Below are 23,955 nucleotides of genomic sequence, written 5' to 3' on the forward strand. Positions count from 1 at the left end.
GACGGCAACCCGGTCAGGGGCCCCCGGGGCCGCCCTCACCGTGCAGGCACTCGGCGAAGGCGGCCCGCAGGGCCCGGTCCGACGGTTAGGGGTACGAGGTCGTCACGCTCCCGGAGCGCAGTGCGCCCTGGCGCCCGACTCGCCCCCGGCCAGCGGATTGTCCAGCTCGGCCCACTGGTCGCCGGGCACCTCGGGGCTCAGTCGCATCAGCGTCAGGGCCTTGGTGGGCAGCGGCGCGCTCAGCAGGGCGTGCGTGTCGGCGGTGGCGGGCAGGTCGGCGGCGGCCATGGACAGGGCCTCGCCGAAGGCCGCCGCCGAGCCGGCGGTGGCACCGAGCGCTCCCGTCAGCAGGGAACCGAACAACTTGCGCCGCAGCGCCGTCTCGTCGTCGGTGATCAGCCGCCCCGCGAGGGGCGGCCCCGGCAGCCCGTGCCGGCCCAGCCGGGCCGGGCTGATCCGGATGTCGGCGAGGTCCCGGTAGACCAGCCGCAGCGGCGTTCCGGTGGGGGAGAGCACCACGAGGAGGTTCTGACCGTGCGCCTCCAGCGCCACCCCGAGGTCGAGCACCCGCAGGCACACGTCGAGCGCGAGCCGCGCGAACTCGGCCCGCCAGGACGCCGAGCGCGCGTACGCCGTCCCGGCGAGGGCCGCCACCGGCAGGAGCCGCTCGCCCGCCGCCCCGTCCGCGTACCGCTCGGGCGGCTCGCGGAGCACCGCCGCCAGGTCGGGGCTGTGCGCGGTGGCGGCGCCCAGGGTGCGTGTGATGTGCAGCCGCCCGTCGAGCCGCTCGCACAGCGCCTGCGCGAAGGCGGAGACCGCGGCGGCCGTCTCGACGGAGTAGGGGGAGATGTCCCGTACGGAGGAGGTCAGCCGGGTGCTCAGGGCCGTCTTCACGTGCGCCTCCGGCACGGGGCCGCCGCCCGCTGCCGGAGCCAGGGTCCGCAGCGACATCAGCGGGTGGGCCGGGAAGCCGGCTCGGACCGCGCCCCGCGCCGGATCCGCCCGGGCGAGGACGTGCTCCGCCTGCCACGGGTGCACCGGGAGCAGCAGCCGCGGGCCGTCCCGCAACGCGTCCGGCCAAGCGCCCGTGACCAGGCACTCCCCGGCCGGTACGGCGAGCAGCCCGAGCTCGACCAGCGGCCGGTGCTCGGGCGCGTACGCCAGCTGCTCGGCCACCGAGAAGCCGGGCCGGGAACGGCAGTTGGGGTGGTACGGGTGCCCGTCGACCAGCCGCTGCTCCCACTCCCACACCGCGGCGGGCTCGGGCTGCGGCCCGGCCGGCCGGCCCGCACGGGACAGCGCCAGCGAGGCGGTGCTGTCGTCGAGCTCGGCGGCGAAGGCCTCCCCGTGCGGCAGGCCCAGTGCGCTGACCAGCCGCGCGGCCTGCCGGTACGCCCGGCCGTCGAGCAGCACCTCGGACACGTACGGCCCGGTGGCGTACGGGTCCGGCAGCGGGCCCTCCAGCCGTCCGCCCCCGGCCAGCAGGACCACCAGCCCGTCGGAGCCCCGCTTGCGGCGCACCACCCACGGCAGCGGTTCGACGGCGAGCGCCCGCCACAGGCGGGTCAGCACGGCGGCCCGGGCGCCGTCGAGCGCAGCGAGGTAGGCGCTGCCGAGGGTGGGGCGCACCTCGGCCAGTTCGGCCGAGACGGCCTCCTCGGCGGGGGAGGCGGGGAGGTTCATGCTGGGGTGCAGGGCCCTGCTCCTCTCACGTACGACGTGATGATCATGTCATCATCGCGGATACCCGGGTATTCGCGGATACTGAAGATCACGGCCGCTGGTACGCCCCGCGAACCTCCGGCGCACTGGATGGACCGAATGGAATCCGTGGACCTCAACGCCGCAGCCGACGCGTACGCCGCCGCCCCTCTGCTCAACTGCCTGCTCCGGGAGGCGGCCGACCCGCAGGGCGGGGACGTCCACCGGTTGCGCGGCAGCGGGCGGCTGCTGCGGGTGCGGGGCGGGCGCCGGCCCGGGCGCGGCGAACTGCGCACGGCGGAGGGCTGGCGCCGGCTCAGCCACACCGAACTGGTCAAACTCACCGCCGACGAGCTGCTCCAGTACACGGGCCTCACGAACGACGAACTCCCGGTCGAGATCGCCGACAGCCGTGAGGCCGTCGCCGCCCTGCTGGCCGCCCGTGCGGCGGCGCACCCACCGCAGGACCCGTACATCCGCTCCGAGCAGTCCCTGGTCATGGGCCACCCCTACCATCCCGCGCCCAAGGCGCGCGGCGGCGCACCGGCCGCGAGCTGGCTTCCGTACGCACCGGAGGCGCACGCCCGCTTCCCGCTCGTCTTCCTCGGACTGCGCGAGGACCAGGTGGCCGAGGAGGGCGGGGCGCCCGCCGCCGAGGCGATCGACGCCCTGGCCGGACTGCTCGACGGGCCGCGCCCGCCCGCCGGCTACCGGCTGCTGCCCGCCCATCCCTGGCAGCTGGACCTGGTGGGCGGCTCGCCCGCCGTCCGCGCGGCCTTCGCCGACGGAAGGCTGCTGCGGCTGGGTGCCGGCCGGCTTCCGGCCTGGCCGACCGCCTCGATCCGGACGGTGTACGTACCCGGCGCGGACACCGACCTCTTCGTGAAGTTCAGCCTGGACGTGCGGATCACCAATGACGTACGCCGGCTGTGGCGGCACGACCTGCGGAAACTGCGTACCACGGATGCGGCGACCGGGGCCGGCTTCGCCGGGCTGCGGGAGGCCGGGTCGAACGCGGCCTGGCTCGCCGACCGGGGTTACCGTACCGCCGCCTTCGCCTTCGAGGAACTCGCCGTCCTGGTACGCGACGGTCTGCGCGCACAGCTGGAGCCGGGGGCCACCGCCCTGCTGGCCGCCTCCCTCGCCGAGGGGCACGCGGACAGCCCGCTCGCGCGATCCGCCGATCCGGCGGGCTGGTGGCGGGCGTACCTGCGCCATGTCGTCCCGCCGGTCCTGGACCTGTTCGCCCGCCGGGGCGTCGTACTGGAGGCCCATCTGCAGAACACCCTCGTCGCGGTCGACGCGGAGGGCGTGCCGGTGCAGGCCCTGTTCCGTGACGCGGAAGGGGTGAAGCTGCCGCGGGACACGGAGCGGCGGGCCGCCTGGCAGCGGCTCGTCTACTGCCTGGTGGTCAACCATCTGGCGGAGGTGGCGGGGGCGCTGGCCGAGGAGCACCCGGCGGCCGCCGGTCTGGTGTGGCCCGCGGTGCGTGAGGAGTTCCTGCGGTACGACGCGGCCCACGGTCTGCCCGAGATCGCGGAGCTGCTCGCGTCGCCGACCCTCCCGGCCAAGACGAACCTGCTGCTGCGGTGGACGCGGGCGGACGGGGCCGATGCGCGCTACCTGCCGCTGCCCAACCCGCTCCGGGGCTGAGGGGGAGCGGGCCTCGGAGGGCGGGATTCGGCCAAGCTGCTCCGGGTTCCGCGCAGGCGTCCACGACAGGTATAGACCAATGCTACGTTGGTCGGGCAGACCGCGCAGTCCTTGACCACCCGTCAGAGGAGAAGCCATGCCCTCCCCTTCACGGGGCGGCGGCCCCGCCGCCCTGCCCAAGTACCAGCGGATCGCCGCGGAGCTGAGGCGTGATCTGGAGAGCGCCGCCGCGCAGGGGACCGCCGGCAGGCTGCCGTCCGAACGGAACCTGGCCGCCCGCTACGGGGTCAACCGCCAGACGGTACGGGCCGCCCTCCAGCAGTTGCGCGAGGACGGCCTGATCGTCACGGGGCGCCGCGGTACCCGGTCGGCAGCCGCCGGAGCCGTGACGGCGGACCGCCCGCAGCCTGGGCGGCAGGGGGACGGGCGGCCCCGGCAGCAGGGGTGGGCGCCGGGGCAGGAGCGGGGCCGCGGGCAGTCCGGCAGCTGGCTCACCCTGGTCACCGTGCCGCCCTCGCTCGCCGCGCTGCTCGGGATGCGAGGAGGGGAGCCCACCCTCGTCCTCCACGACCGCGAGCGCGGTCCGGCTGGGCAGACCCTGTGGCACGCCGTCACGTATCTGCGGCCGGACGTGGTCGCCGCGACCGCCGAACTGGCCGGATATCTGGACCGCTCGGCGGTGCGGGACGAGGATCTCGGTCCCCTGCACCGCTGGTTGGAGCGGACGGCCGAGGAGGGCAGGATTGCCGAGACCCTCACCATGACCCGCAGGACGCACCCGCCGGCGGCCGCGGCGTCCTGCGGTCTGTCCGTCCGCCGCACCCTGCACGACCACTGCGGCAGGCTGCTCGCGGTGACGGACCTGGCCTTCCCGACCTGGGGCCGGCTGACCTTCACCCGGGACCGGCGCGACCGCATAGGAACCGGATTCCGCGTCAGCTGACCGACCGGGCCCCAGGGGTGACACGTATCACATAGGGGTAATCCTGTGCATTTGGCATTTCTTGACGTACAAGCGGAAAGAGACCATCCTCTACGCAGTCAAGGTCACGCGCCGCAAGCCGAAAGCCCAAGGAGCGAACCCCATGCCCGCCCCTGCCCCGTCCTCCACCACTGAAACCGTCGCAGCCGTCCCCCATCCCCGCCGCGGCACCGAAGCCGCCCGGATCGCGGACCTGCCCCGGATCGAGGAGCCCAGGGAGGTGGCCCCCGCGGATGCGAGGGAGTTGTCGAGGGTCTTCTTCAAGAGGCTGAGCCAGCTCGCCGAGGGAACCCCCGAGCACCAGTACGTCCGCAACGCGCTCATCGAGATGAACGCCTCACTCGTCCAGTACGCCGTGCGCCGCTTCCGCATCCGGGGTGACGTAGGCGACATCGAGGACATCGTCCAGGTCGGCACCATCGGCCTCATCAAGGCCATTGACCGGTTCGACCCGGCCCGCGAAACCGAATTCGCCACCCTCGCCATGCCGTACATCACAGGCGAGATCAAACGGCACTTCCGCGACACCTCCTGGGCCGTCCGCGTCCCGCGCAGGCTCCAGGAGCTGCGCATCGACATAGCCAAGGCGAGGGAGGAGCTGACCACCACCCTCGACCGCGTGCCCACGGTCGCCGACCTCGCCGCGCACCTGTCCCTCTCCGAGGACGAGGTCGTCGAGGGGCTCGTCGCCGCCAACGGCCACACCAGCGGCTCCCTGGACGCCCCGCAGCCCGAACACGGCGGGGACGCGGGCGACGGCCACACCCTCGCCGACGTCATGGGCGCCGAGGAGCCGGCCCTGGAGCGCGTCGAGGACATCCAGACCCTCGCGCCGCTGCTGGAGCAGCTCACCGGGCGCGAGCGCCGCATGCTCCAGATGCGCTTCGGGGAGGAGCTCACCCAGGCCCAGATCGGCGAGGCCCTCGGCATCTCCCAGATGCAGGTCTCGCGGCTGCTGAGCCGGCTCCTCGCCCACCTGCGCAGCTCCATGCTGGACGACCCGGAGCCGGGGCCGCAGGCCTGAGCGTGTCCGGCGTGAGGTGGCTCACCTCGGCGTTTACCCCCGGCAGGGGCCGGGCAGCGGCGCAACCGGAGCGGACCCTTCCGCCCGGTCGCGGTGCGGCCGGGCACGGGGCGGGCGGATCCCGCACCGCTCCACGGCCCGGCCGGCCCACCGGCGCGGGCCGTTCTCCGGTACGACCCGCGAGGTGTATGTGTCCACGCTCCAAGCCGAACACGTCTACAAGGTGTTCGGAAGACGACCCGGCGCCGCGGTGCGCGCGCTCCGCAGCGGCACCGGCCGCGACGAGCTGCGCGCCGACGGCACGACGGCCGCTGTGATCGACGCCTCGTTCCGCGTCGAGCCCGGCGAGATCTTCGTCGTCATGGGTCTGTCGGGATCAGGCAAGTCCACGCTGCTGCGCATGCTGAACGGACTGCTGGAGCCCACCGCGGGACGCATCCTCTTCGACGGACAGGACCTCACCGGCCTCTCCCGACGTGAGCTCCGCCACGTCCGGTCCCGGAAGATCAGCATGGTCTTCCAGCACTTCGCCCTCTTCCCGCACCGCAGCGTCCTGGAGAACGCCGCCTACGGGCTGGAGGTGCAGGGCGTCGACCGCGCCGAGCGGGAGCGCCGCGCCGCCGAGTCCCTTGAGCTGTGCGGGCTCGCCGGCTGGGAGAAGTCCTGGCCCGACGAGCTCTCCGGCGGCATGCAGCAGCGTGTGGGCCTCGCCCGCGCCCTGGCCACCGACGCCGACCTGCTCCTGATGGACGAGTCCTTCAGCGCGCTGGACCCGCTCATCCGCCGCGACATGCAGGACCAGCTGCTGGAGCTCCAGCAGCGGCTGAAGAAGACCATCGTCTTCATCACGCACGACCTCAACGAGGCCATGCGGCTCGGCGACGGCATCGCGGTCATGCGCGACGGCCGCATCGTGCAGCAGGGCAGCGCCGAGGACATCCTCACCCGGCCCGCCGACGACTACGTAGCCTCCTTCGTCCAGGACGTGGACCGCTCGCGCGTCCTGACAGCCGACGCCGTCATGACCGAGCCCGCCGCCGGCGGCTGTGCCTGCGGCTGCCCCAGCGTCACCGCCGACACCCCGCTCGCCGACCTGTGCGCGGTCAGTGCCCGCGTCCCGCACCCCGTCGCCGTCACCGACGAGGCCGGTGTCGTCGTGGGTTCCGTACCGCAGGACCGACTCGTCGCCTTCATCGGTGACGAACAGCGGGAACCGGTGCGCTGCGCGGAGGTGGCCGCCTGATGCCCCGCCTGCACCTCGGCGCCTGGGTCGATTCCGGCGTCGACTTCCTCCAGCGCCACCTGTCCTGGCTGTTCGACGCCATCAGCGCGCTCGTCACCGGCCTGTACGACGGCGTCCACGCCGTCCTGTCCGCCCCGGCGCCCCTGCTCTTCGCGGGGATCCTCGCCGTCGCCGCCTGGTGGCTGCGCGGCCTGCTCGCCGCGCTCCTCGCCTTCGCGGGCTTCGCACTGGTCGACTCCGTCGGCCTGTGGGGCGAGGCCATGTCCACCCTGTCCCTGGTCCTGGTCGCCACCCTGGTCACGCTGGTCTTCGCGGTCCCGCTGGGCATCTGGGCCTCCCGCTCGGACCGGGTCAGCGCCGTGCTGCGGCCCGTACTGGACTTCATGCAGACCATGCCCGCGATGGTCTACCTCATCCCCGGCATCATCTTCTTCGGGGTGGGAGTGGTGCCCGGCATCATCGCCACCATCATCTTCTCGCTGCCGCCCGGCGTCCGGATGACCGAGCTCGGCATCCGCCAGGTCGACGCCGAACTCGTCGAGGCCGCGGCCGCCTTCGGCACCACCCCGCGCAACACCCTCGTCCGCGTCCAGCTGCCGCTCGCCCTGCCCACGATCATGGCGGGCATCAACCAGGTCATCATGCTCGGCCTGTCCATGGTGGTCATCGCCGGCATGGTGGGCGGTGGCGGCCTCGGCGGGGCGGTCTACCGCGCCATCGGCAGCGTCGACATCGGCCTCGGCTTCGAGGCGGGCATCTCCATCGTCATCCTCGCCATGTACCTGGACCGGATGACCGGGGCGCTGGGCCGCCAGGTCTCCCCGCTCGGCCGCCGCGCCCTCGCCAAGGCCCAGAGCGCCGCGAACGGCCTCGCCAAGGTGTGGAGCCACCGCCCGCAGCCGGCCTACGCCGTCACCGCGGCCGTGGTCCTCGCCCTCGTCGCGGGCGGCCTGAACACCTTCGGCGGCTCCGGCCGCCCGGCCGCCGCGAAGGGCGACGGCATCGGCAAGGGCCGCACGGTCAGCATCGGCTACATCCCCTGGGACGAGGGCATCGCCTCCACCTACCTGTGGAAGGAGCTCCTGGAGCGCCGCGGCTTCCAGGTCGAGGCCCGGCAGCTGGAGCTCGGCGCCCTGTTCACCGGACTCGCCGGCGGCCAGGTCGACTTCCAGACCGACGCCTGGCTGCCCGGCACGCAGGCCCAGTACTGGGAGAAGTACGGCGACAAGCTGGAGGACCTCGGCTCCTGGTACGGTCCGACCTCCCTGGAGCTGTCCGTCCCCTCCTACATGAAGGACGTCCGCTCGCTCGCCGACCTCAAGGGCAAGGGCGACCGGTTCAAGGGCAGGATCATCGGCATCGAGCCCAGCGCGGGCGAGATGGCCCTCCTGAAGGACAAGCTCCTGAAGGAGTACGGCCTCGACGGCGAGTACCAGGTCGTCGACGGATCGACCCCCGGCATGCTCGCCGAGCTGAAGCGGGCCTACGACAAGAAGGAACCGGTGGCGGTCACGCTCTGGTCCCCGCACTGGGCGTACGCCTCGTACGACCTGAGGAAGCTGGAGGACCCCCGGGGCGTCTGGGGCAAGGGCGACGGCATCCACACCGTGGCCCGCAAGGGATTCGCCGAGGACGAGCCCGAAGTCGCCAAGTGGCTGCGCTCGTTCAAGCTGACCGAGGCCCAGCTGACCGGCCTGGAGGCGAAGATCCAGGAAACGGGCAAGGGCAAGGAGCAGCAGGCGGTGCGCGCCTGGCTGGCGGAGAACCCGGAGGTCACCAAGGCGGCCGCCGCGTAGCACGGCCCGGCCGCGACGGCGCCGGTGCGCCCGGGACGGTACCCCCGTCCCGGCGCGCACCGGCGCCGCGGCCGCTCCGGACAGCGGGGGCAAGCCTGCTCAGTGGGCGAGGAACGCGGCGATCCGCTCGGCGAACGCCTCCTCTCCCACGACCTCGACACCCGCCTCCCGGGCCTTGGCGACCTTGCTGCCGGCCTTCTCGCCCGCCACGAGCAGGGTGGTACGCCCGGATATGCTGCTCGCGGACCTGCCCCCCGCCCGCTCGATCAGCGCCCGTACCTTGTCCCGGGTGTCATGGGCGGCCAGCGCGCCCGTCATCCGGCCCGTGACCACCACGGTCTCGCCGACCAGCGGACCGTCCACGTCCTCGCCCGCTTCAGCGCGCGGTTCGGCCAGAACGACCCCCGCCGCCGCCAGCTTGTCGATGACCGGCCCGAGCTCCGCGACCTGGGCGACGATGGCCGCGGCCTTGGCCCCGCCGACCAGTTCGACCTCGGTCATGGCCGCGGCGTCGGCGGCCCGTATCGCCTCCATCGTCCCGAAGTGGCGGGCGATGCGCCGCGACATCCCCCGCCCGGTGCCGAGAACACCGAGCGCGCAGAACACCCGGGCCAGCCCGGCACCCTTGGCGGCCTCGATCTGCTCCAGCAGCTTGACGGCCCGCTTCTCGCTGCCCGCCGCCTGCGCGAGCGCGGCGTGGTCCAGGGTGAAGAGGTCCGCCACGTCCCGGACACGCCCCGCCTCGACCAGCGCCCGTACGTACCTCTCGCCCAGGCCGTCGATGTCCAACTGGTCGCGGCCTGCGGCATACAGGATCGAGGCGATCCGCCCGCAGTCGGCGGGCCTGGCGCACCGCCACCGCTCCTGGGACCGGTCGATGTCGCCCTGGCAGCCCGGGCACACCGCGGGCGGCTCGACGGGCCGCTCCTCACCCGTGCGCAGCTCCACCACCGGCGCCTCGACGCGCGGAATGATGTCGCCCGCCTTGTACACGGTCACCGTGTCGCCGATCCGCAAGCCCCGGCGCTCGATGTCGGCGGGATTGTGCAGGGTGGCGTGCCGCACCACCGAGCCGTCGATCTCCACCGGTTCCAGAACGGCGGTCGGTGCCAGCACGCCGGTACGGCCCACGGCCCACGTCACGTCCAGGAGCCGGGTCCGCCGCTCGACGGCCGCCAGCTTGTACGCCGTCGCCCAGTGCGGATGGCGTGAGCCGGTCCCGGCCGCGACCTGCTCGGCCAGGGAGTCCAGCTTCACGACGACCCCGTCGATCCCGAAGGGCAGCCCCGCGCGCAGGGCCGCGATCCGGTCGACCTGTGCCTGGACCTCGGCGATCGAGGCCACGACCGTCAGTCCGGCGGGGGTGGCGGCGGCCGTCTGGACGCCCGCCTCGGCGACGTGCGCCATCACCTCCGCGTGGCTCACCCCCGGCAGCGGTGCACCGAACTCGACCGCGCCGAAGGCCCAGAAGGTCATCTCCACCCTGTACGGGCGGCCCTTGGCCCGCAGCGTGCCGGCCGCGCCGTTGCGCGGATTGGAGAAGGGACCGGCCCCGTGCGCGGCGCGTACCGCGTTGGCCCGCTCGAACTGCGCGGTGGTCAGCAGGACCTCGCCGCGCACCTCGAACGAGGCGTCCGTGGCCAGCCGGGGCGGCAGTCCGACGATGGTGCCGATCGCGTGGGACACGTCCTCGCCGGCGGTGCCGTTGCCCCGGGTGACGAGCCGGACCAGCCGGCCGTTGCGGTACCGCGCGGCCAGCGAGGCCCCGTCGAGCTTGGGCTCGACCGCGTACCCTCCGGCCGGGGGTCCCCCCAGGCGCCGCACCAGCGAGGCCTCCCAGTCGAGCAGGTCCTGCGGGCCGAACGCGTTGGCCAGCGACAGCATCGCCGCCGTGTGCACCACGTCCCCGGCCGGAACCGCTCCTGAAGCCACCTTCCCGGTCGGCGAAGCCGGGTCCACGTGCTCGGGATACCGCTCCTCGTAGGCCTGTATCAGCGAGACGAGGAGGTCGAACGAGGCGTCGTCGAGCGGTGATTCGCCGGAGCCGTAGTACGCGGCGGACGCCCTGATGGCCGTGCCGATCGCGTCGGCGTACTCGTCACGGGTGGCCAGGGCAGGAGCGGTGGTGATCGTCATGCCCCGATCGTCGCGCAGGGGTCTGACAACGAGGACGCAGCCGGCACCGGGCTGCCGTCCCGCATCCGGGAACCCGAGATGGTCAGCCTCGCCGGTGCGGTGCTGACCAAGGGGTCCCCCACCGCCCAAATCACATGTCATGATGCTGAGTTGTTGCTAAGGGGGAGGCCATGGCGAACACCGCCATCCGCGTGCGCCTGATGCAGGGCGCGAGCGAGAGCGACATCAGGGCGCTCAAGGCGTGGCTGGAGCGGGAGCAGAAGCTCGAAGCGCTCAGGAACAGTGGTGAGCTGGAGGTGCAGGAACGGGCGGGGGCGCAGGACGGGTCCGCCAGCCCGATGGGGGCCGGGCTGGAGATCACGCTGGTGTTGATCGGAGCGGTCTCGCCCAAGTTGTTCGACGTGGTGTTCGAGCAGGTGCAGAGCGGGGTACGGGCCTGGCGGGAGAACCGCCGCGCCGTGGAACGCGGCGAGCCCCCGGAGGCCGAGGTCACGGCGGACAGCGACGGGAGATAGCCCGGTGGCGCGCTTCGACCCGCGGGGGAAGGTGAACCGGGCGCTGCTCGTCGGAGTCCCCGCGTACGACTTCAAACAGCCCGAGCACCCCGCCGGGGTGTCCGGAGACCTCAAGGCGGTCGAGCACAACCTCGCCGGACTGGAGCGCTCGCTCCGCGAGGGCGGGGTGTTCGCGGACGGCGGGATCACCGTCAGCCGGCCGCGCTCCGTGGACGAGTTCGACGAGCAGCTGCACGCCGCGGTCGACGCGGCCGACGGGCTGCTCCTGCTCTACTTCTCCGGCCACGGAGCCGTGCCCAGCACGGGTGACGAGCTCTGGCTGCTGATGCGGCGGGCCACGATCGTCCCGGGTGCCGAAGCGGTGTTCCTGGGCGCCGCACCGTGGAAGAGCGTCCTGGCCGTACTGTCCGGCGCCAGGGCGGAGCACGTGGTCGTCATCCTCGACTGCTGCTACGCGGGCAACGCCTCGGCGGCCTGGGACGCCCTCGGCGCCGCCCAGCGCCGGCGGACCTCGCTGCTGATGAGCGTGCAGGCCAACAACCGCATCGACGCGGGCGGCGACGACACGCCCACGCCGTTCACCGCACAGCTCGTGCGCTTCCTGAGCGAGGGCTTGGGAGGCGAGGGCGGCGAGGTCGGCTTCGACGGTCTCGCCGGCCGGCTCAAGGACCACATGCCCAGGCACTACAAGACGCTGCGCGAGCCCCCCGAGGACTGGGAGCCGCAGAGCCGCTCCGCCACCTCGGGCGCCGACGTACTGCTCGCCGTCCCGCCCTTACGCCCGTCGGGCACGCCCTCGATCCCGGCCGGCCCGGACCCCGTCGGCGGCGGACGGCCCCCGACGCAACCGGCAGGAGGAGCGGGCGGCTCGCGGCCTCCGGAGGGGGGCGCGGTTCCCGACGTTCCCGACGGGACCCCCGGCGCACCGGACGGGGACGGTGGATCCGGCGCACTCGGCGGGCTCAGGGCACTCGGGCTCAGCGCCCTCCGCGGTCTGCGCGCTCTCGGGAAGCCCGGCCGGCTCGGCAGGCTCCGTCCCCTCACCGGCCGCAGGATGGCGGCCGTCATCGGCGTCCCCCTGGCGATCGCCGGCCTCGTCGCCACCGGCGTCGCCGCCTTCGGCGGCGACGACCGGCCCCCCTGCAAGCCACCGCTGGAACTGCGGCTGCTCACCGACCCCGATCTGGAAGCCACCGTCCGCAAGGCGACGGAGGCGTACCTCACGTCGGACGAGAACAGGACCGGCAGCGGGTGCAGGCACAGCGGCATCACCGTCTACAGTGCCGGAGCCGCCTCGGTCATCGCCGCGTTCAACCGGCAGTCCGACCCGTGGCAGCGGCCGACGGGCGGCGACAACAACCCGCAGCGCGACATCGGACCCCAGCCGGACATCTGGATCCCGGCCTCGTCCGCGAGCGTCGACCGTGCCCGTCCCGCCCCCAGCGAGCGGGCCTATGCCGAAATGAAGGCCGACCCCGAGCCCTTCGCGTACTCGCCGGTCGTACTCGCCGTCCCGCAGGACATGGCGGCGGAGGCGCTCGCCGACCGGGTCGGAGGTCTCGCAGCCCTGACGACCGCGCTCAAGAACCGCGCGCCGAAGGCAGAGATACGGCGCCCCGACCCGGAGAACACCGACTCCGGCCTGCTCGCGACGGTCGGCCTCTACGGTCCGGGCCAGCAGGATCCGGTCGCCGGCGAACACGCCGTGGCCCAGCCGGGACCCCCGTCGCGCACCGGCGGGGAGCTGCTGTGCACCCTGCCCGACGACGAGGCGGTGGACAACCGCACCGCGGCGCTGGTGCCGGAATTCCTGCTCCGCACCGGAGTGGGCTGCGACAGCACGACGCGGATCCGCCGGATGGCCGAATACCCCATCGACGTCCCGGGCCTGAGCCCGACGTTCGTACGGGTGCGCTGGCTCGGTGTCGGCGCCGACCGGGACAAGGACGCGCGGGACGCCGCCGCGGAGCGGTTCCGCCTCTGGCTGACCGGCACCAAGGCCGCCGGGAAGGGCGGGGCGAAGGCGTCCGCGCCGGCGGCCGGCGGGGGACTCGCCGTATTCGGGAAGGACGGCTTCCGCAGCGCCTCGGCCGCGCACCCACCGCTCGGCACCGGTACCGGCACCTCCTTCAGCGGCTTCGGGGCGCTGGAGAACCCCGGCCCGCTCACCGGTTCCGCCCTTCCCGCCGCGCTGACCGGGGCGCTGAAGGGCTACCGGGAGGCCAACGGGCCGGGCCGGGTGCTCTTCCTGCTGGACTCGTCCGGTTCCATGGGCGGGCTGTGGGAAGGCCCTGGCGGCGCGCCCGGCATCATCGGCCAGTCCCTCGCCGGTCTCGGCGGCCGAGACGAGTACGGCGTCTGGGCGGTTCCCGCCGAGCCGGGCAGCCCCCGCGCGTACAGCGAGCTGCTGCGGTTCGGCACGCACCCGCGCGAAGAGGCCCAGCGGGTCATCCAGACCACCGCCCGGGTCAGGGACCTGCAAGCCGACCCGTACCTGGCGCTGGACGCAGCCCTGGAGGACATGAAGGGGCGCGGCACCGACAGCCGCCGCCCGCAGCTGATCGTCTACCTCACCGACGACGAGGACAACAACCGGCTGACCGAGGGCAGCCGGCTGGACGATCTGCTCCGGTCCGCGCGGGACAAGAAGATCCCGGTCGTCATGGCCTCCCTGGACAGCGGCGGCTGCGACAAGGGCAAACCGGACGCGCTCATCTCCGAGGCGAGCGGCGGCCGCTGCCTGGACACCAAGGGCGATCTCGTCGCCCGGCTGCGGGACGAGGTCGCCAGGACCGGAACGGGGGACGAAGGATGAGGCACGGCCACGGACGGCGGCGCGGCGCGGGCGCCCTGCTCCTCGTCATGCTGCTGACGGCCGGCTGCGACTCCGGCGCGCAGGATGCATCCGGCGCAGCCGGCGGCGAACAGTCCGCGACCGCGGGCACCGTCGAACCGCCGGGCGACATCGTCCTGGCCAGCGGCCGGGACGTGACCGGCAAGGGCGGCATCCGCCAGCAGCTGATCGAGGAGTGGAACCGGCAGCAGGAGACCAAGGGCTCCGGCCACCGGGCCCGCCTGGTCGAGCTGCCGGGCTCGGCGGACCAGCAGCGCAGCCAGCTCCTCGGCGCACTCCAGTCCGGCAGCGCCGAGTACGACGTGGTCAACCTCGACGTGACCTGGGTACCGGAGTTCGCCGCCGCAGGTCTCGTCCAGCCGCTCCCCGACAAGCTGGTGGACTCCGACGTCATCGAGTCCGTCGCCGCCACCGCCCGCTGGGAAGACAAGGTGTACGCCGTCCCCTTCAACAGCGACGTCGGGCTGCTCTACTACCGCCGCGACTACCTGAAGAGCGCAGGTGTCACGGAGACCGACCTCGGCAAGGGCACCACGTGGCCCGTCGTCCAGAAACTGATCGGCGACCTCGGCGCGCCGGGCAGGAAGCCGGACGAAGCCTATGAGAAGGGCTGGACCGCACAGCTCGACGCCTCGTACGAGGGCCTGACCGTCAACGGCATCGAGGCCTTCGCCTCGGCGACCGACGGCTTCACCGTGACCGACAAGGAAGGCCGCTACGCAGGTTCCGTGGACGCCCTGAAGGCGGGGGTGGCCGAGCTGCGCAACCGCACCCAGGCCGCCTACACCCTGCCGGACGCCGTCCGCTCCGACGAGGCGGACACGCTCACCGATTTCGCGGGCGGCCGTACCGCCTTCCTCCGCCACTGGCCGTACGCCTACCGCACGCTCCACCAGTCCTTCTCCGAGGAGAAGCTCGGGGTGGCCCCGCTCCCCGGCCGAGCGGTGCTGGGCGGCCAGAACCTGGCCCTGGCGCGGGGGTCGCAGCGCCCCGACGCCGCCCGGGAGCTCATCCAGTTCCTCACCAGCAAGGAGAGCGAGCGCTGCCTGCTCGATGCGGGCTTCGCGGCCACCAGGCGCTCCGCGTACGATTTCAACGATCTGACCTGCCGGGCGGCGAAGACACCCGGCCAGCCCACCGCCGCCCCGACGAGCGAGCGCACCGACCGGATGCCGCGGGACGCGTACGGCCGCCCCGGCTACGCGCGCGGCACCCTGCTGCCCGCACTGGAGAAGGCCGTGCAGCGACCGCGCACCCCCCTCTACGGCGCCTTCACCCAGACCTTCACCGCCCAAATGGCCCGCCTGCAGGGCGACAACCCGCCCTCGGACGAGCAACTGGCCAAGGACCTGGCCACGGCCCTGAAGAAGGCCCTGCCACCCAAGTAGCCACCCACTCCGACGGCACGCGGCCGCCCCGGGAAACCGGGGCGGCCGCCCCTTGCCCGCCCCTCGCCCGCCCCCCCTGCCCCGGCCACCCCACCGGTCCGGAGGCGGGCTTTCCGCGCCCGGTGACCCGTGCTCAAAGTTGCTTGTTTGAAGACGACTTCGAGCATCTTTCTTCAAGTGATCTCCATGGGCCGCTATCTTGCCAGGCGCATGCCAAAGCGGTGTGTCCGCGATCCGGACCGCACGAGGAGCTGCCCCATGAGACTGATCAGCATCCGCCGGAGCCCGCACCGGCGCCGACGCGTCCCGTTGGCCGCGTTGCTCGCCGGCGCCCTCGCCGCGGCTGGGCTGGCCGCGGCCGGGCCGGTGGCCTCCCCGGCCGCGGCGGCGCCCGCCCCCGCCACCGCAGGCAACGTCACCGGCTTCACCCAGACCGGAAACACCTTCACCGTCACCGCGTCCAGCGGCGCCAAGGCCCGCGTCGTCGTCGCCCGCGCCGACATCTTCCGGCTCTGGCTCTCGCCCGACGGAGCCTTCACCAACGATCCGGCCGGCCGCGACCTCGCCCCCACCACCGACTTCGGCCCCGTCAGCACCGCCTTCAGCGACGCGGGCGCGTACTACCGCATCACCACCGGAGCCCTCTCCATCCGCGTCAACAAGTCCCCCCTGCAGTTCTCCGTCTACCGGGCCGACAACGCCACCCTCGTCTGGCAGGAGACCCAGCCCACCTCCTGGACCGGTACCCGGACCACCCAGTACCTGGCCCGCGGCGCCGACGAGCAGTTCTACGGAACCGGCCTGCGTCTGGGTGAATGGGCCCTGCGGGGCAAGACCGTCCCCGTGGCCGTGGACAACAAGTGGCGCGAGAACGACAACGCCAGTCCGGCCCCCTTCTACATGTCCACCAACGGCTACGGCGTCATGCGCAACACCTGGGCCCCCGGCTCGTACGGATTCAACGCCCCCACCACCCTCACCCACGACGAGAAGCGCTTCGACGCCTGGTACTTCACCGGCGACTCCCTCAAATCCGTCCTCGACGCCTACACCGATGTGAGCGGCAAACCCTTCATGGCCCCCATGTGGGGCCTGGAACTGGGCAACGCGGACTGTTTCAACGCCTCCAACCCCGACTACCAGGGCGACCACAACCGGCTGCGCCACCAGACCACCCCCGACGTGGCCGGTTACGCGGCCGACGCCCGGGCCGCCGACATGCCCTCGGGCTGGTTCCTGCCCAACGACGGCTACGGCTGCGGCTACACCGCCCCCCTGAAGTCGACGGTCGACGCCCTCCGGGCCAAGGGCTTCCAGACGGGCCTGTGGACCTCGACGGGCCTGACCGACATCGCCACCGAAGTGGGCACCGCCGGCACCCGCGGGGTGAAGACCGACGTGGCCTGGATCGGCGGCGGCTACAAGACCGCCTTCACCGGCGTGCAACAGGCCGTCGACGGGATCGAGAAGAACTCCGACGCCCGCCGCTACGTGTGGACCGTCGACGGCTGGGCCGGCACCCAGCGCAACGCCGTCGTCTGGACCGGCGACACCAACGGCACGTGGGACGACATGCGCTGGCACGTCCCCGCGATCACCGGCGCGGGCCTGTCCGCCCTCAACTACGCCTCCGGTGACGTCGACGGCATCTTCGGCGGCAGCCCCAAGACGTACACCCGCGACCTCCAGTGGAAGGCCTTCACCCCGGCCTTCATGACCATGTCCGGCTGGGGAGCGACCAACCCGTCCGCGGGCTATCAGGACAAGCAGCCCTGGCGCTTCGCCGAGCCGTACCTGTCCATCAACCGCAAGTACCTCCAGCTGAAGATGCGCCTCATGCCGTACCTGTACACGATGAGCCGGACCGCCCACGAGAGCGGCGTGCCGAGCACCCGCGCGATGGTCCTGGAGTACCCGGACGACCCGGTGGCCCGCGGCAATCTCACCAGCGGACAGTTCCTGGCCGGCGACTCCTTCCTCGTCGCGCCGGTCGTCTCCGACACCTCCGTCCGCGACGGCATCTACCTGCCCGCCGGCACCTGGACGGACTACTGGAGCGGAAGGACGTACGCCGGTCCGGGCTGGCTGAACAACTACCAGGCCCCGCTCGACACCCTGCCCCTGTTCGTCAAGGGAGGGGCGATCGTGCCGATGTGGCCGCAGATGAACTACACGGGCGAGAAGCCCGTCTCCACCCTCACCTACGACATCCACCCCCGCGGCGCCTCCTCCTTCAGCCTCTACGAGGACGACGGCCTCACCCGCGCCTACCAGTCGGGTGCCTACGCCCGGCAGCAGGTGGACGTCACCGCCCCGGCCGCCGGCTCCGGTACCGTCACCGTCGCCGTCGGCGCCCCCACCGGCAGCTACACCGGCAAAGCGGCCTCGCGCGGCTACGAGTTCACACTCCACGTCGCGTCGGCGCCCAGTGACGTCACCCTGGACGGCGGCGGCCTCACCCGCCAGACCTCCAAGGCCGCCTACGACGCGGCCGCCACCGGCTGGTTCTTCGACGCCGCCGACCGCGGCGGCATCCTGTGGGTCAAGTCGGGGAGCAAGGCGGGGGCGTTCAGCATCACCGCCACCGGCACCTCCGTCCCCGCCGCCGACCCCGTCCCGGCCGGCTCCGCCCCCATCTCCCGGGCGGGCTGGTCCCTGGTCTCCGCCGACAGCCAGGAGACCGCCGCGGAGAACGGCGCCGCCGTGGGCGCCTTCGACGGCAACCCGGCCAGCCATTGGCACACCGCCTGGTCCTCCACCACCCCGGCCCCGCTCCCGCACGAGATCCAGATCGACCTCGGCGCCCGCTACGCCGTGGACGGACTCGGCTACCTGCCCCGTCAGGACGGCGGGGTCAACGGCCGGATCGGCGGCTACGAGGTCTACGTCTCCGACACCACCACCGACTGGGGCACACCGGTGGCGACCGGCACCTTCGCCGACACCCCGGCCGCCAAAACCGTTCCCATGGCAGCGAAGACGGGCCGCTACCTCCGCCTGAAGGCCCTGACCGAAGCCGGCGGCCGCGGCCCCTGGAGCAGCGCCGCCGAGATCACCCTCACCGGGCGGCCCGCCCCGCTCCCGGCCGACGCCGGCCTCGTCAACGCGGCCTCCGCCACATGCGTCGACCTTCCGTACAGCGCCACCACCCCCGGCACCGAACCCACCCTGTACACCTGCCACGGCGGCCCGAACCAGCGCTGGACCCTCCAGGGTGACGGCCGCGTCACCGGCCTCGGCGGGGTCTGCCTCGACGGTACGAGCGCCTCCCGCATCACCGTCCAGACCTGCGGCGGCGCCACCGGGCAGATCTGGCGGCAGGGCCCCGACGGCAGCCTCCGTACCCTCGGCCAATGCCTCGCCCCGGTCGGCTCGGGCACCGCCAACGGCACCAAGCTCACCCGCGCCGCCTGCGACAGCAGCCCGGCCCAACGCTGGACCTTCACCCCCTGAGACCGGGCCGCCGGGTCCCCGGCGCCCTGCCCCGATCGGGTTGAGCGGGTCGGCACCCGTCCTGACGTGCACAGGTGTTCCGGACCGTGGCGCACGGCAGGGACGGGTTGCCGCCCTGGGCCCTGCGAAGATCATCGACCACCCCCACACCCAAGTCAATCCACCGGATCCCTACCAACTCCCAAGCGATAGCTTGGGTCCCATGACTCTCGACGATCTCCGCGTCTTCGTGGCCGTCTGCCGGGCGGGCAGCCTCAGCGCCGTCGCCCGCGACGCGGGCTGCACCCAGTCGGCCGTCAGCCAGCACGTGCGGCGGCTGGAGAAGCAGACCGGCGCGGTCCTGCTCGAACGCCACGCCCGGGGCGTGGTCCCCACCGAGGCGGGCCGCATTCTGCAGGCGGCCGCCGCCGACGGCATCGCCGGCCTGGACGGCGCGCTGCGCCGCCTGGACGACCTCGTACGCGGGGACGGCGGCTCCGTACGCATCACGACCGGGGCCACGACCGTGCGCCACTTCATGTCCGAGGCGGTGGTGGGCTTCCGCCGCACCCACCCCCGGGTCAGCCTGGAGTTCCAGACGGAGAACTCCAGCCGCAGCTGCTTCGACGCCCTCGCCGCCGACGACCTGGACCTGGCCTGGATCACCATCGGCGGACCGGTCCGCGGCATCGAGCAGCGCCCCGTGATGGAGTTGCCCTGGGTGCTGGCGGTCGGCGCCGAGGACCCCCTCGCCACCCGGTCCCGGATCGAGCCGGCCGATCTCCGCGGGATCCGGCACATCCGGCTTCCGGAGAACTCCGCCTCCCGCGCCCACCTCGACGCCGCCCTGGCGGAAGCGGGCGTCCGGGTGCGCTCCGACACCAGCGTCGCCGACTGGGACACCGCCCTCCTGCTGGCCGAACTGGGCTTGGGCCACGCCGTGGTCCCCGCCCTGCCCGGCTGGCGGGTGCCCGGCTCCGACGGCCCGCTGCGGCTCGTCCCGATCCCCGCCCTGCCGCCCCTCGCGGTCGGCTGGGCCGTCCGCCGCTGGGCCGCACTGGCCCCGCTGGCCCGCGTCTTCGCCGACGAGGTGACCCGAACCTGCACGGCCCGGGCCGCGGCCGCCCGGCAGCGCTGACGAAAGGGCCGGGGAAGGGGATGATGGAGTGACCGGGCCCCAGGGCGAACGAGGGGGAGGAGGAGGTGTACCGGCCATGACGCAGCACGAGGGCGGTCCGTCGGCACGTGACCTGGAGGAAGGCAGGCTGCTCAAGGAGCTGGAGGCCATCCACCGCACCCGCCACGAGACCCTGCTGCACGGATCGGACGAAGCGCTGGTCACCCATACCCAGCGGATGAACGAGCTGGAACACGAGTACGTCCGCAGGCACCCGGCGCGCGCCCAGACGGCGGGGCGCACCCGCTCGGGCGCCCGTGCCCGCACCGGCGAGGACTGAGAGCCCGGCAAGACTGGGGGCCCGGCAAGACTGAGGGCCCGGCCGCTCCTTCCCGGCCCGTTCGCCGAGGGACGACCGTGACACAAAGCGGCGAGACATGACCGTGAGATGAGCCTTCTTTGCCTCAGATGATACAAATCTGTATCATCTGAGGCGAAGGAGGTTCATTGTGATGCGGGAAGAAGAACTGCTGGACAGTGCCGCGCGCATCCTCGCCGGCGATCACAGCGCCTCGATGGTGCAGATCGCCGTCGGCATCGGGACCAGCCGCGCCACCCTGAGCCGGCGCTACGCGACCCGCGAGGCCCTGCTGAAAGCCGTGGCCGTCCGCGCGATCCACGTCGTCGACGCCTGCCTGACCCCGGTCGACCTGCCGGAGACCGCCGACGGTGCGGCGTTCGACGCGGCCCTGGAACAGCTGGTCCGCGACCTGATGCCGGCCGCGCACCTCTACGGGTTCACCTCGCGGGACGCCACCGTTCTCGCCGACCCGGAGTTCCGGGCCGGGGTGGACCGCCAGGACCAGCGCGCACTCGGCTTCATCGCCCTCGGCCAGCGGCTCGGGCGGCTGCGCACCGACCTGCCGCCGTACTGGATCTGGTACTCGCTGTGGGGACTGCTCGATGCCGCAGCCGAAGGCGTACGCGACGGCCACCTCGCGCCCCGCGACATCGGCCGCCTGGTCCTCCAGTCCTTCCTCGGCGGCACACGACCCGCATCCGGGCCCGCCACCCTCCCCTGAACGGAAACCCCCATGCCCGCCGCCACCGCCCCCGCACGCAGCCACGCCGCCACGGCGATACGCACGGCGCCGGGCCCGCGCCGGTGGACCGTCCTCACGATCCTCTCCGGCAGCCTCCTGCTCATCTCCATGGACACCACGATCCTCAACGTGGCCTTCCCCTCCCTCGTCGGCGACCTCCGGCCCGGCGCCGTCCAACAGCTGTGGATCATCGACGTCTACGCACTCGCCCTGTCCGGGCTGCTCGTCACCGCCGGGGCCCTCGGCGACCGCTGGGGCCGCAAGCGCGTGCTGATGACGGGCTTCGGGATCTTCAGTCTCGCCTCGCTGATCGCGGTGCTGTCCACCGAGGCCTGGCACGTCATCGCCGCCCGCGCCCTGCTCGGCGTCGGCGGCGCGGCGATCATGCCGGCCACGCTGTCGATCCTGCGCAGCGTCTTCACCGACGCCAAGGAGCGCGCCTTCGCCCTCGCCGTCTGGGCGGCCGTTTTCGGCGGCGGCATGGCCTTCGGCCCGGTCGTCGGCGGCCTGCTCGTCCAGAGCCACGGCTGGCACTCCGCGTTCCTGCTGAACCTCCCCGTCGCCGCCCTGATCGTCACGGCCGGCCTGCGCTACCTCCCCGAGTCCCGCTCCCCGCACGCCACCGGCGCGTGGGACTGGTGGGGCGTCGGCCAGTCGATCGTCGGCATGCTCGCCCTCGCCGGCGGAATCAAGGAGCTCGGCCAGGCCGGCGTCAGCGACCCGCTTCCCTGGGCCCTGCTCGCGGTAGCCGCCCTCGCGCTGACCGTCTTCGTACGCCGCCAGCTGCGCGTGCCGAACCCGCTGCTCCAGGTGCGGCTGTTCACCGAGCCCGCCTTCGGCGTCGCCGCCACCGCCATCTTCCTGCCCATGGTGGGGATGGGCGCGGTCCTCTTCCTCGTCACGCAGTGGTTCCAGTACGGACAGGGCTATCCGCCGCTCGCCGCGGGCCTGCGTCTGCTGCCCGCACCGCTCGCACTCATCTGCGCCTCCATGGTGGCGCCCGCACTGATGCAGCGCTTCGCGATCCGCCACGTGCTCGGCGCCGGACTGGTGCTCCTCGCCGCGGGCATGGCCCTGCCCTGGACCCTCCAGCAGTACTCCCCGCTCGGCTACCCGGAGTTCGCCGCGGCCCTGACCGTGATGGGCCTCGGCGCCGGTATCGCGACCACCGTCGCCTCGGTCACGCTGATCTCGGCCGCGCCCGCGGCCGAGATCTCCAGCGCCGCCGCCATCGAGGAGACCTGCTACGAGCTCGGCTCCGCCATGGGCGTCGCGATCCTCGGCAGCACCGCGGCCGCGCTGTACCGCGGCAACCTGCCCGCCCTGCCCCTGGACGGCTCCGCCGGCGCTGCGGCCCGCGAGTCCGTCGGCGCCGCCGCCCACCTCGCCGAACAGCTCGGCGGCGCACCGGGCCGGACCCTGATCGAGGCGGCCTCGCAGGCCTACACCCTCGCCATCACCCCGGCGTTCCTGCTCGCGGGAGCCCTCGCGATCGCCGCGGCGGCCACGACCTGGACGCTGATCCCGCGCGACCTGCGGCCCACCGAGAACCACTGACCGGGTCGCGGCCCGCACGGACCGGACCGCTCCTCCGCGGCGCTCACCGCCTCGGGGGAGCGGCGGGCGCCGGGCCCAGCGTGGTCGTACCCGGAGCCGCCCGGTGCCCCAGCCCCGTCCGGTACGCGTCCAGCGCGGCCTCGATCCGTCCGGTACGGCGCAGCAGGTCGCCCAGCAGCCGGCACAGGTCCGCGAGATCGCCCGTCGCCCCGCTGCGCTCCAGCAGGGTGAGCGCCTGCACGTAGTGCTGCTCCGCGGCTTCGGTCTCGCCGCGCTCCTCGGCCATCAGCCCGAGGAGCCGGTGGGCGCCGCCCGCGTGCACCGCACCGTGGCTGTCCCCCAGCTCCAGCAGCCCCGACAGCAGCTCGGCCGCCTCCTCGCACCGCCCGAGGCGGCGCAGCACGTCGGCGAGTTCGACCTCGACCTGCGCGGTGTAGAGGGCGGCCCGCCGCGCCGCGAGCATGTCCCGCGCCGTGCGCAACTCCGCCTCCGCCGCAGCGAGATCCCCGTTCTGTGCCTGTACGTACCCCCGCATCCAGTGGCAGTGCGCCAGATCGGTGCGCAGGCGCAGCTGACGGTAGATCGCCTGCGCCTTCGCGAGGGAGGCGTCCGCGTCGGCCGGGCGGCCCGCGGTCAGGAAGGTCCGCGCCACCTGCCGGTGCATGCCCGCCACCAGCGCCGGATCCTCGACCCGCGGAGCCAGTGACAGGGCGATCTCGGCGGCGTGCGCGGCCCGGGCATGGGCCCCCATGTCCGTGTACGGCCCGATCACCGCCGCATACAGCAGCACCAGCGCCTCGGGGTCCGCGAGCCCGCTCGCGTTCAGTTCGTCGATGGTCGATTCCAGCAGGTAGCAGGCGTACCGGAGCTCCCCGGCGAGCAGGTGCGCGACGGCCCGGCCGCGGATCGGGCGGACCCGGCGCGGCAGCGGCTCGGCCGCCAGCAGGCGCTCGGCGGCCTCGAAACGGCTCTTGGCCTCGGCGAGTTCGCCCGATTCCAGCGCGCACTCGCCCAGCCCCAGCAGCGCCTCCGCCCGTTCGGGGTCCAGGCCGAGCCGTTCGGCCTCCGCGAGGAGCGGCCGGTAGCGGGCGGCGGCCTCCTCGGCGTCACCCGTGGCCAGGGTCTGCTGCGCGTCGGTGAGACCGAGCCGCAGTTCGGTGGCCAGGTGGGCGGGCCGCCCGGTGGCCAGTTCCTCGTACGAGGTGCCGAGCCGGCCCGCGAGGAAGCGCAGAGCCGTCTCGGAGGGCCGGACCTTCCCCGACTCCAGGGTGGAGATGTACGCGGACGTGTACGCGGGCTCGGCCAAAGACCGCTGCGTCAGCCCGCGTTCGGCCCGCATCCGGGCAACTCTGCGACCGATCACGGCCGGTTCGTCCATGAAGACCCCCTGACTGGCTCGAACTCCCCAAGTATTCAGGGGTGGCGGCCCATTGCGCACGCCCTGCACGGCACCT

Annotated in this window: 16 protein-coding genes; 13 read left to right on the forward strand and 3 right to left on the reverse strand. The window is 73.3% G+C overall.

The features are described 5' to 3' along the window. Positions 1–102 precede the first annotated feature (102 nt). Positions 103–1,683, reverse strand: coding sequence for an IucA/IucC family protein (locus AC0666_RS10705; protein WP_478707448.1), 1,581 nt, complete (start codon positions 1,681–1,683; stop codon positions 103–105). Positions 1,684–1,812: 129 nt separating this feature from the next. On the opposite strand from AC0666_RS10705, the gene AC0666_RS10710 reads away from it, so the two are divergent. From AC0666_RS10710 to AC0666_RS10730, 5 genes are all read left to right on the forward strand, one after another. After that, entirely contained in the window at positions 1,813–3,354 is a 1,542-nt protein-coding gene (locus AC0666_RS10710; protein ID WP_468963646.1) for an IucA/IucC family protein, read from the forward strand. 136 nt (positions 3,355–3,490) lie between these two features. Further along, the gene (locus AC0666_RS10715; RefSeq protein ID WP_478707449.1) at positions 3,491–4,297 is read left to right on the forward strand and encodes a GntR family transcriptional regulator; all 807 of its coding nucleotides are present in this window, start codon (positions 3,491–3,493) and stop codon (positions 4,295–4,297) included. A gap of 142 nt (positions 4,298–4,439) precedes the next feature. After that, positions 4,440–5,360: a SigB/SigF/SigG family RNA polymerase sigma factor gene (locus tag AC0666_RS10720; RefSeq protein ID WP_468963648.1), complete on the forward strand. Its 921-nt coding sequence runs from the start codon at positions 4,440–4,442 to the stop codon at positions 5,358–5,360. Positions 5,361–5,550: 190 nt separating this feature from the next. Continuing rightward, positions 5,551–6,603, forward strand: coding sequence for a quaternary amine ABC transporter ATP-binding protein (locus AC0666_RS10725; protein WP_361712565.1), 1,053 nt, complete (start codon positions 5,551–5,553; stop codon positions 6,601–6,603). Then, positions 6,603–8,399, forward strand: coding sequence for an ABC transporter permease/substrate binding protein (locus AC0666_RS10730; RefSeq protein ID WP_478707450.1), 1,797 nt, complete (start codon positions 6,603–6,605; stop codon positions 8,397–8,399). Before AC0666_RS10725 ends, AC0666_RS10730 begins: the two co-directional genes overlap by 1 nt. Positions 8,400–8,498: 99 nt before the next feature. Here AC0666_RS10730 and ligA read toward each other — a convergent pair whose 3' ends face one another. Continuing rightward, positions 8,499–10,535 (reverse strand): NAD-dependent DNA ligase LigA, encoded by a 2,037-nt coding sequence (ligA, locus tag AC0666_RS10735; RefSeq protein WP_478707451.1) that lies wholly within the window; start codon positions 10,533–10,535, stop codon positions 8,499–8,501. 170 nt (positions 10,536–10,705) lie between these two features. Here ligA and AC0666_RS10740 point away from each other — a divergent pair, with 170 nt between their 5' ends. The 8 genes from AC0666_RS10740 (at position 10,706) to AC0666_RS10775 (ending at position 22,501) form a co-directional block, all read left to right on the forward strand. After that, positions 10,706–11,050, forward strand: coding sequence for a hypothetical protein (locus tag AC0666_RS10740; RefSeq protein WP_468579310.1), 345 nt, complete (start codon positions 10,706–10,708; stop codon positions 11,048–11,050). 4 nt (positions 11,051–11,054) lie between these two features. Continuing rightward, the gene (locus tag AC0666_RS10745; protein WP_478707452.1) at positions 11,055–13,865 is read left to right on the forward strand and encodes a VWA domain-containing protein; all 2,811 of its coding nucleotides are present in this window, start codon (positions 11,055–11,057) and stop codon (positions 13,863–13,865) included. Beyond that, the gene (locus tag AC0666_RS10750; RefSeq protein WP_468963652.1) at positions 13,862–15,292 is read left to right on the forward strand and encodes an extracellular solute-binding protein; all 1,431 of its coding nucleotides are present in this window, start codon (positions 13,862–13,864) and stop codon (positions 15,290–15,292) included. Before AC0666_RS10745 ends, AC0666_RS10750 begins: the two co-directional genes overlap by 4 nt. 258 nt (positions 15,293–15,550) lie before the next feature. Continuing rightward, positions 15,551–18,745 carry a TIM-barrel domain-containing protein gene (locus AC0666_RS10755; RefSeq protein ID WP_468963653.1) on the forward strand — a complete coding sequence of 1,065 codons (3,195 nt, stop codon included), beginning with the start codon at positions 15,551–15,553 and terminating at the stop codon, positions 18,743–18,745. A gap of 202 nt (positions 18,746–18,947) precedes the next feature. Further along, on the forward strand, positions 18,948–19,862 hold the full coding sequence (locus tag AC0666_RS10760) for a LysR family transcriptional regulator (RefSeq protein ID WP_468963654.1): 915 nt from the start codon (positions 18,948–18,950) through the stop codon (positions 19,860–19,862). Between the two features lie 76 nt (positions 19,863–19,938). After that, a complete protein-coding gene (locus tag AC0666_RS10765; protein ID WP_361724813.1) occupies positions 19,939–20,181 on the forward strand; it encodes a DUF6158 family protein in 243 nt (80 codons plus the stop codon). A gap of 172 nt (positions 20,182–20,353) precedes the next feature. After that, a complete protein-coding gene (locus AC0666_RS10770) occupies positions 20,354–20,923 on the forward strand; it encodes a TetR/AcrR family transcriptional regulator (protein ID WP_478707453.1) in 570 nt (189 codons plus the stop codon). Positions 20,924–20,935: 12 nt separating this feature from the next. Further along, positions 20,936–22,501, forward strand: a complete 1,566-nt coding sequence (locus AC0666_RS10775; RefSeq protein WP_478707454.1) for an MFS transporter — start codon at positions 20,936–20,938, stop codon at positions 22,499–22,501. A gap of 43 nt (positions 22,502–22,544) precedes the next feature. Here the strand turns inward: AC0666_RS10775 and AC0666_RS10780 are convergent, their stop codons facing one another. Further along, the gene (locus AC0666_RS10780) at positions 22,545–23,879 is read right to left on the reverse strand and encodes a tetratricopeptide repeat protein (protein ID WP_361724816.1); all 1,335 of its coding nucleotides are present in this window, start codon (positions 23,877–23,879) and stop codon (positions 22,545–22,547) included. Between the last annotated feature and the right edge of the window lie 76 nt (positions 23,880–23,955).

The organism is Streptomyces sp. NPDC043680, from assembly GCF_056436685.1.

What these genes read in the sequence shown, in the direction of transcription:
- AC0666_RS10775 (WP_478707454.1), top strand. Translation starts at nt 20,936, where the DNA reads ATGCCCGCCGCCACCGCCCCCGCACGCAGCCACGCCGCCACGGCGATA.
- AC0666_RS10780 (WP_361724816.1), bottom strand. Translation starts at nt 23,879, where the DNA reads ATGGACGAACCGGCCGTGATCGGTCGCAGAGTTGCCCGGATGCGGGCC.
- AC0666_RS10765 (WP_361724813.1), top strand. Translation starts at nt 19,939, where the DNA reads ATGACGCAGCACGAGGGCGGTCCGTCGGCACGTGACCTGGAGGAAGGC.
- ligA (WP_478707451.1), bottom strand. Translation starts at nt 10,535, where the DNA reads ATGACGATCACCACCGCTCCTGCCCTGGCCACCCGTGACGAGTACGCC.
- AC0666_RS10770 (WP_478707453.1), top strand. Translation starts at nt 20,354, where the DNA reads ATGCGGGAAGAAGAACTGCTGGACAGTGCCGCGCGCATCCTCGCCGGC.
- AC0666_RS10740 (WP_468579310.1), top strand. Translation starts at nt 10,706, where the DNA reads ATGGCGAACACCGCCATCCGCGTGCGCCTGATGCAGGGCGCGAGCGAG.
- AC0666_RS10760 (WP_468963654.1), top strand. Translation starts at nt 18,948, where the DNA reads ATGACTCTCGACGATCTCCGCGTCTTCGTGGCCGTCTGCCGGGCGGGC.
- AC0666_RS10710 (WP_468963646.1), top strand. Translation starts at nt 1,813, where the DNA reads ATGGACCGAATGGAATCCGTGGACCTCAACGCCGCAGCCGACGCGTAC.
- AC0666_RS10705 (WP_478707448.1), bottom strand. Translation starts at nt 1,683, where the DNA reads ATGAACCTCCCCGCCTCCCCCGCCGAGGAGGCCGTCTCGGCCGAACTG.
- AC0666_RS10750 (WP_468963652.1), top strand. Translation starts at nt 13,862, where the DNA reads ATGAGGCACGGCCACGGACGGCGGCGCGGCGCGGGCGCCCTGCTCCTC.
- AC0666_RS10730 (WP_478707450.1), top strand. Translation starts at nt 6,603, where the DNA reads ATGCCCCGCCTGCACCTCGGCGCCTGGGTCGATTCCGGCGTCGACTTC.
- AC0666_RS10755 (WP_468963653.1), top strand. Translation starts at nt 15,551, where the DNA reads ATGAGACTGATCAGCATCCGCCGGAGCCCGCACCGGCGCCGACGCGTC.
- AC0666_RS10715 (WP_478707449.1), top strand. Translation starts at nt 3,491, where the DNA reads ATGCCCTCCCCTTCACGGGGCGGCGGCCCCGCCGCCCTGCCCAAGTAC.
- AC0666_RS10720 (WP_468963648.1), top strand. Translation starts at nt 4,440, where the DNA reads ATGCCCGCCCCTGCCCCGTCCTCCACCACTGAAACCGTCGCAGCCGTC.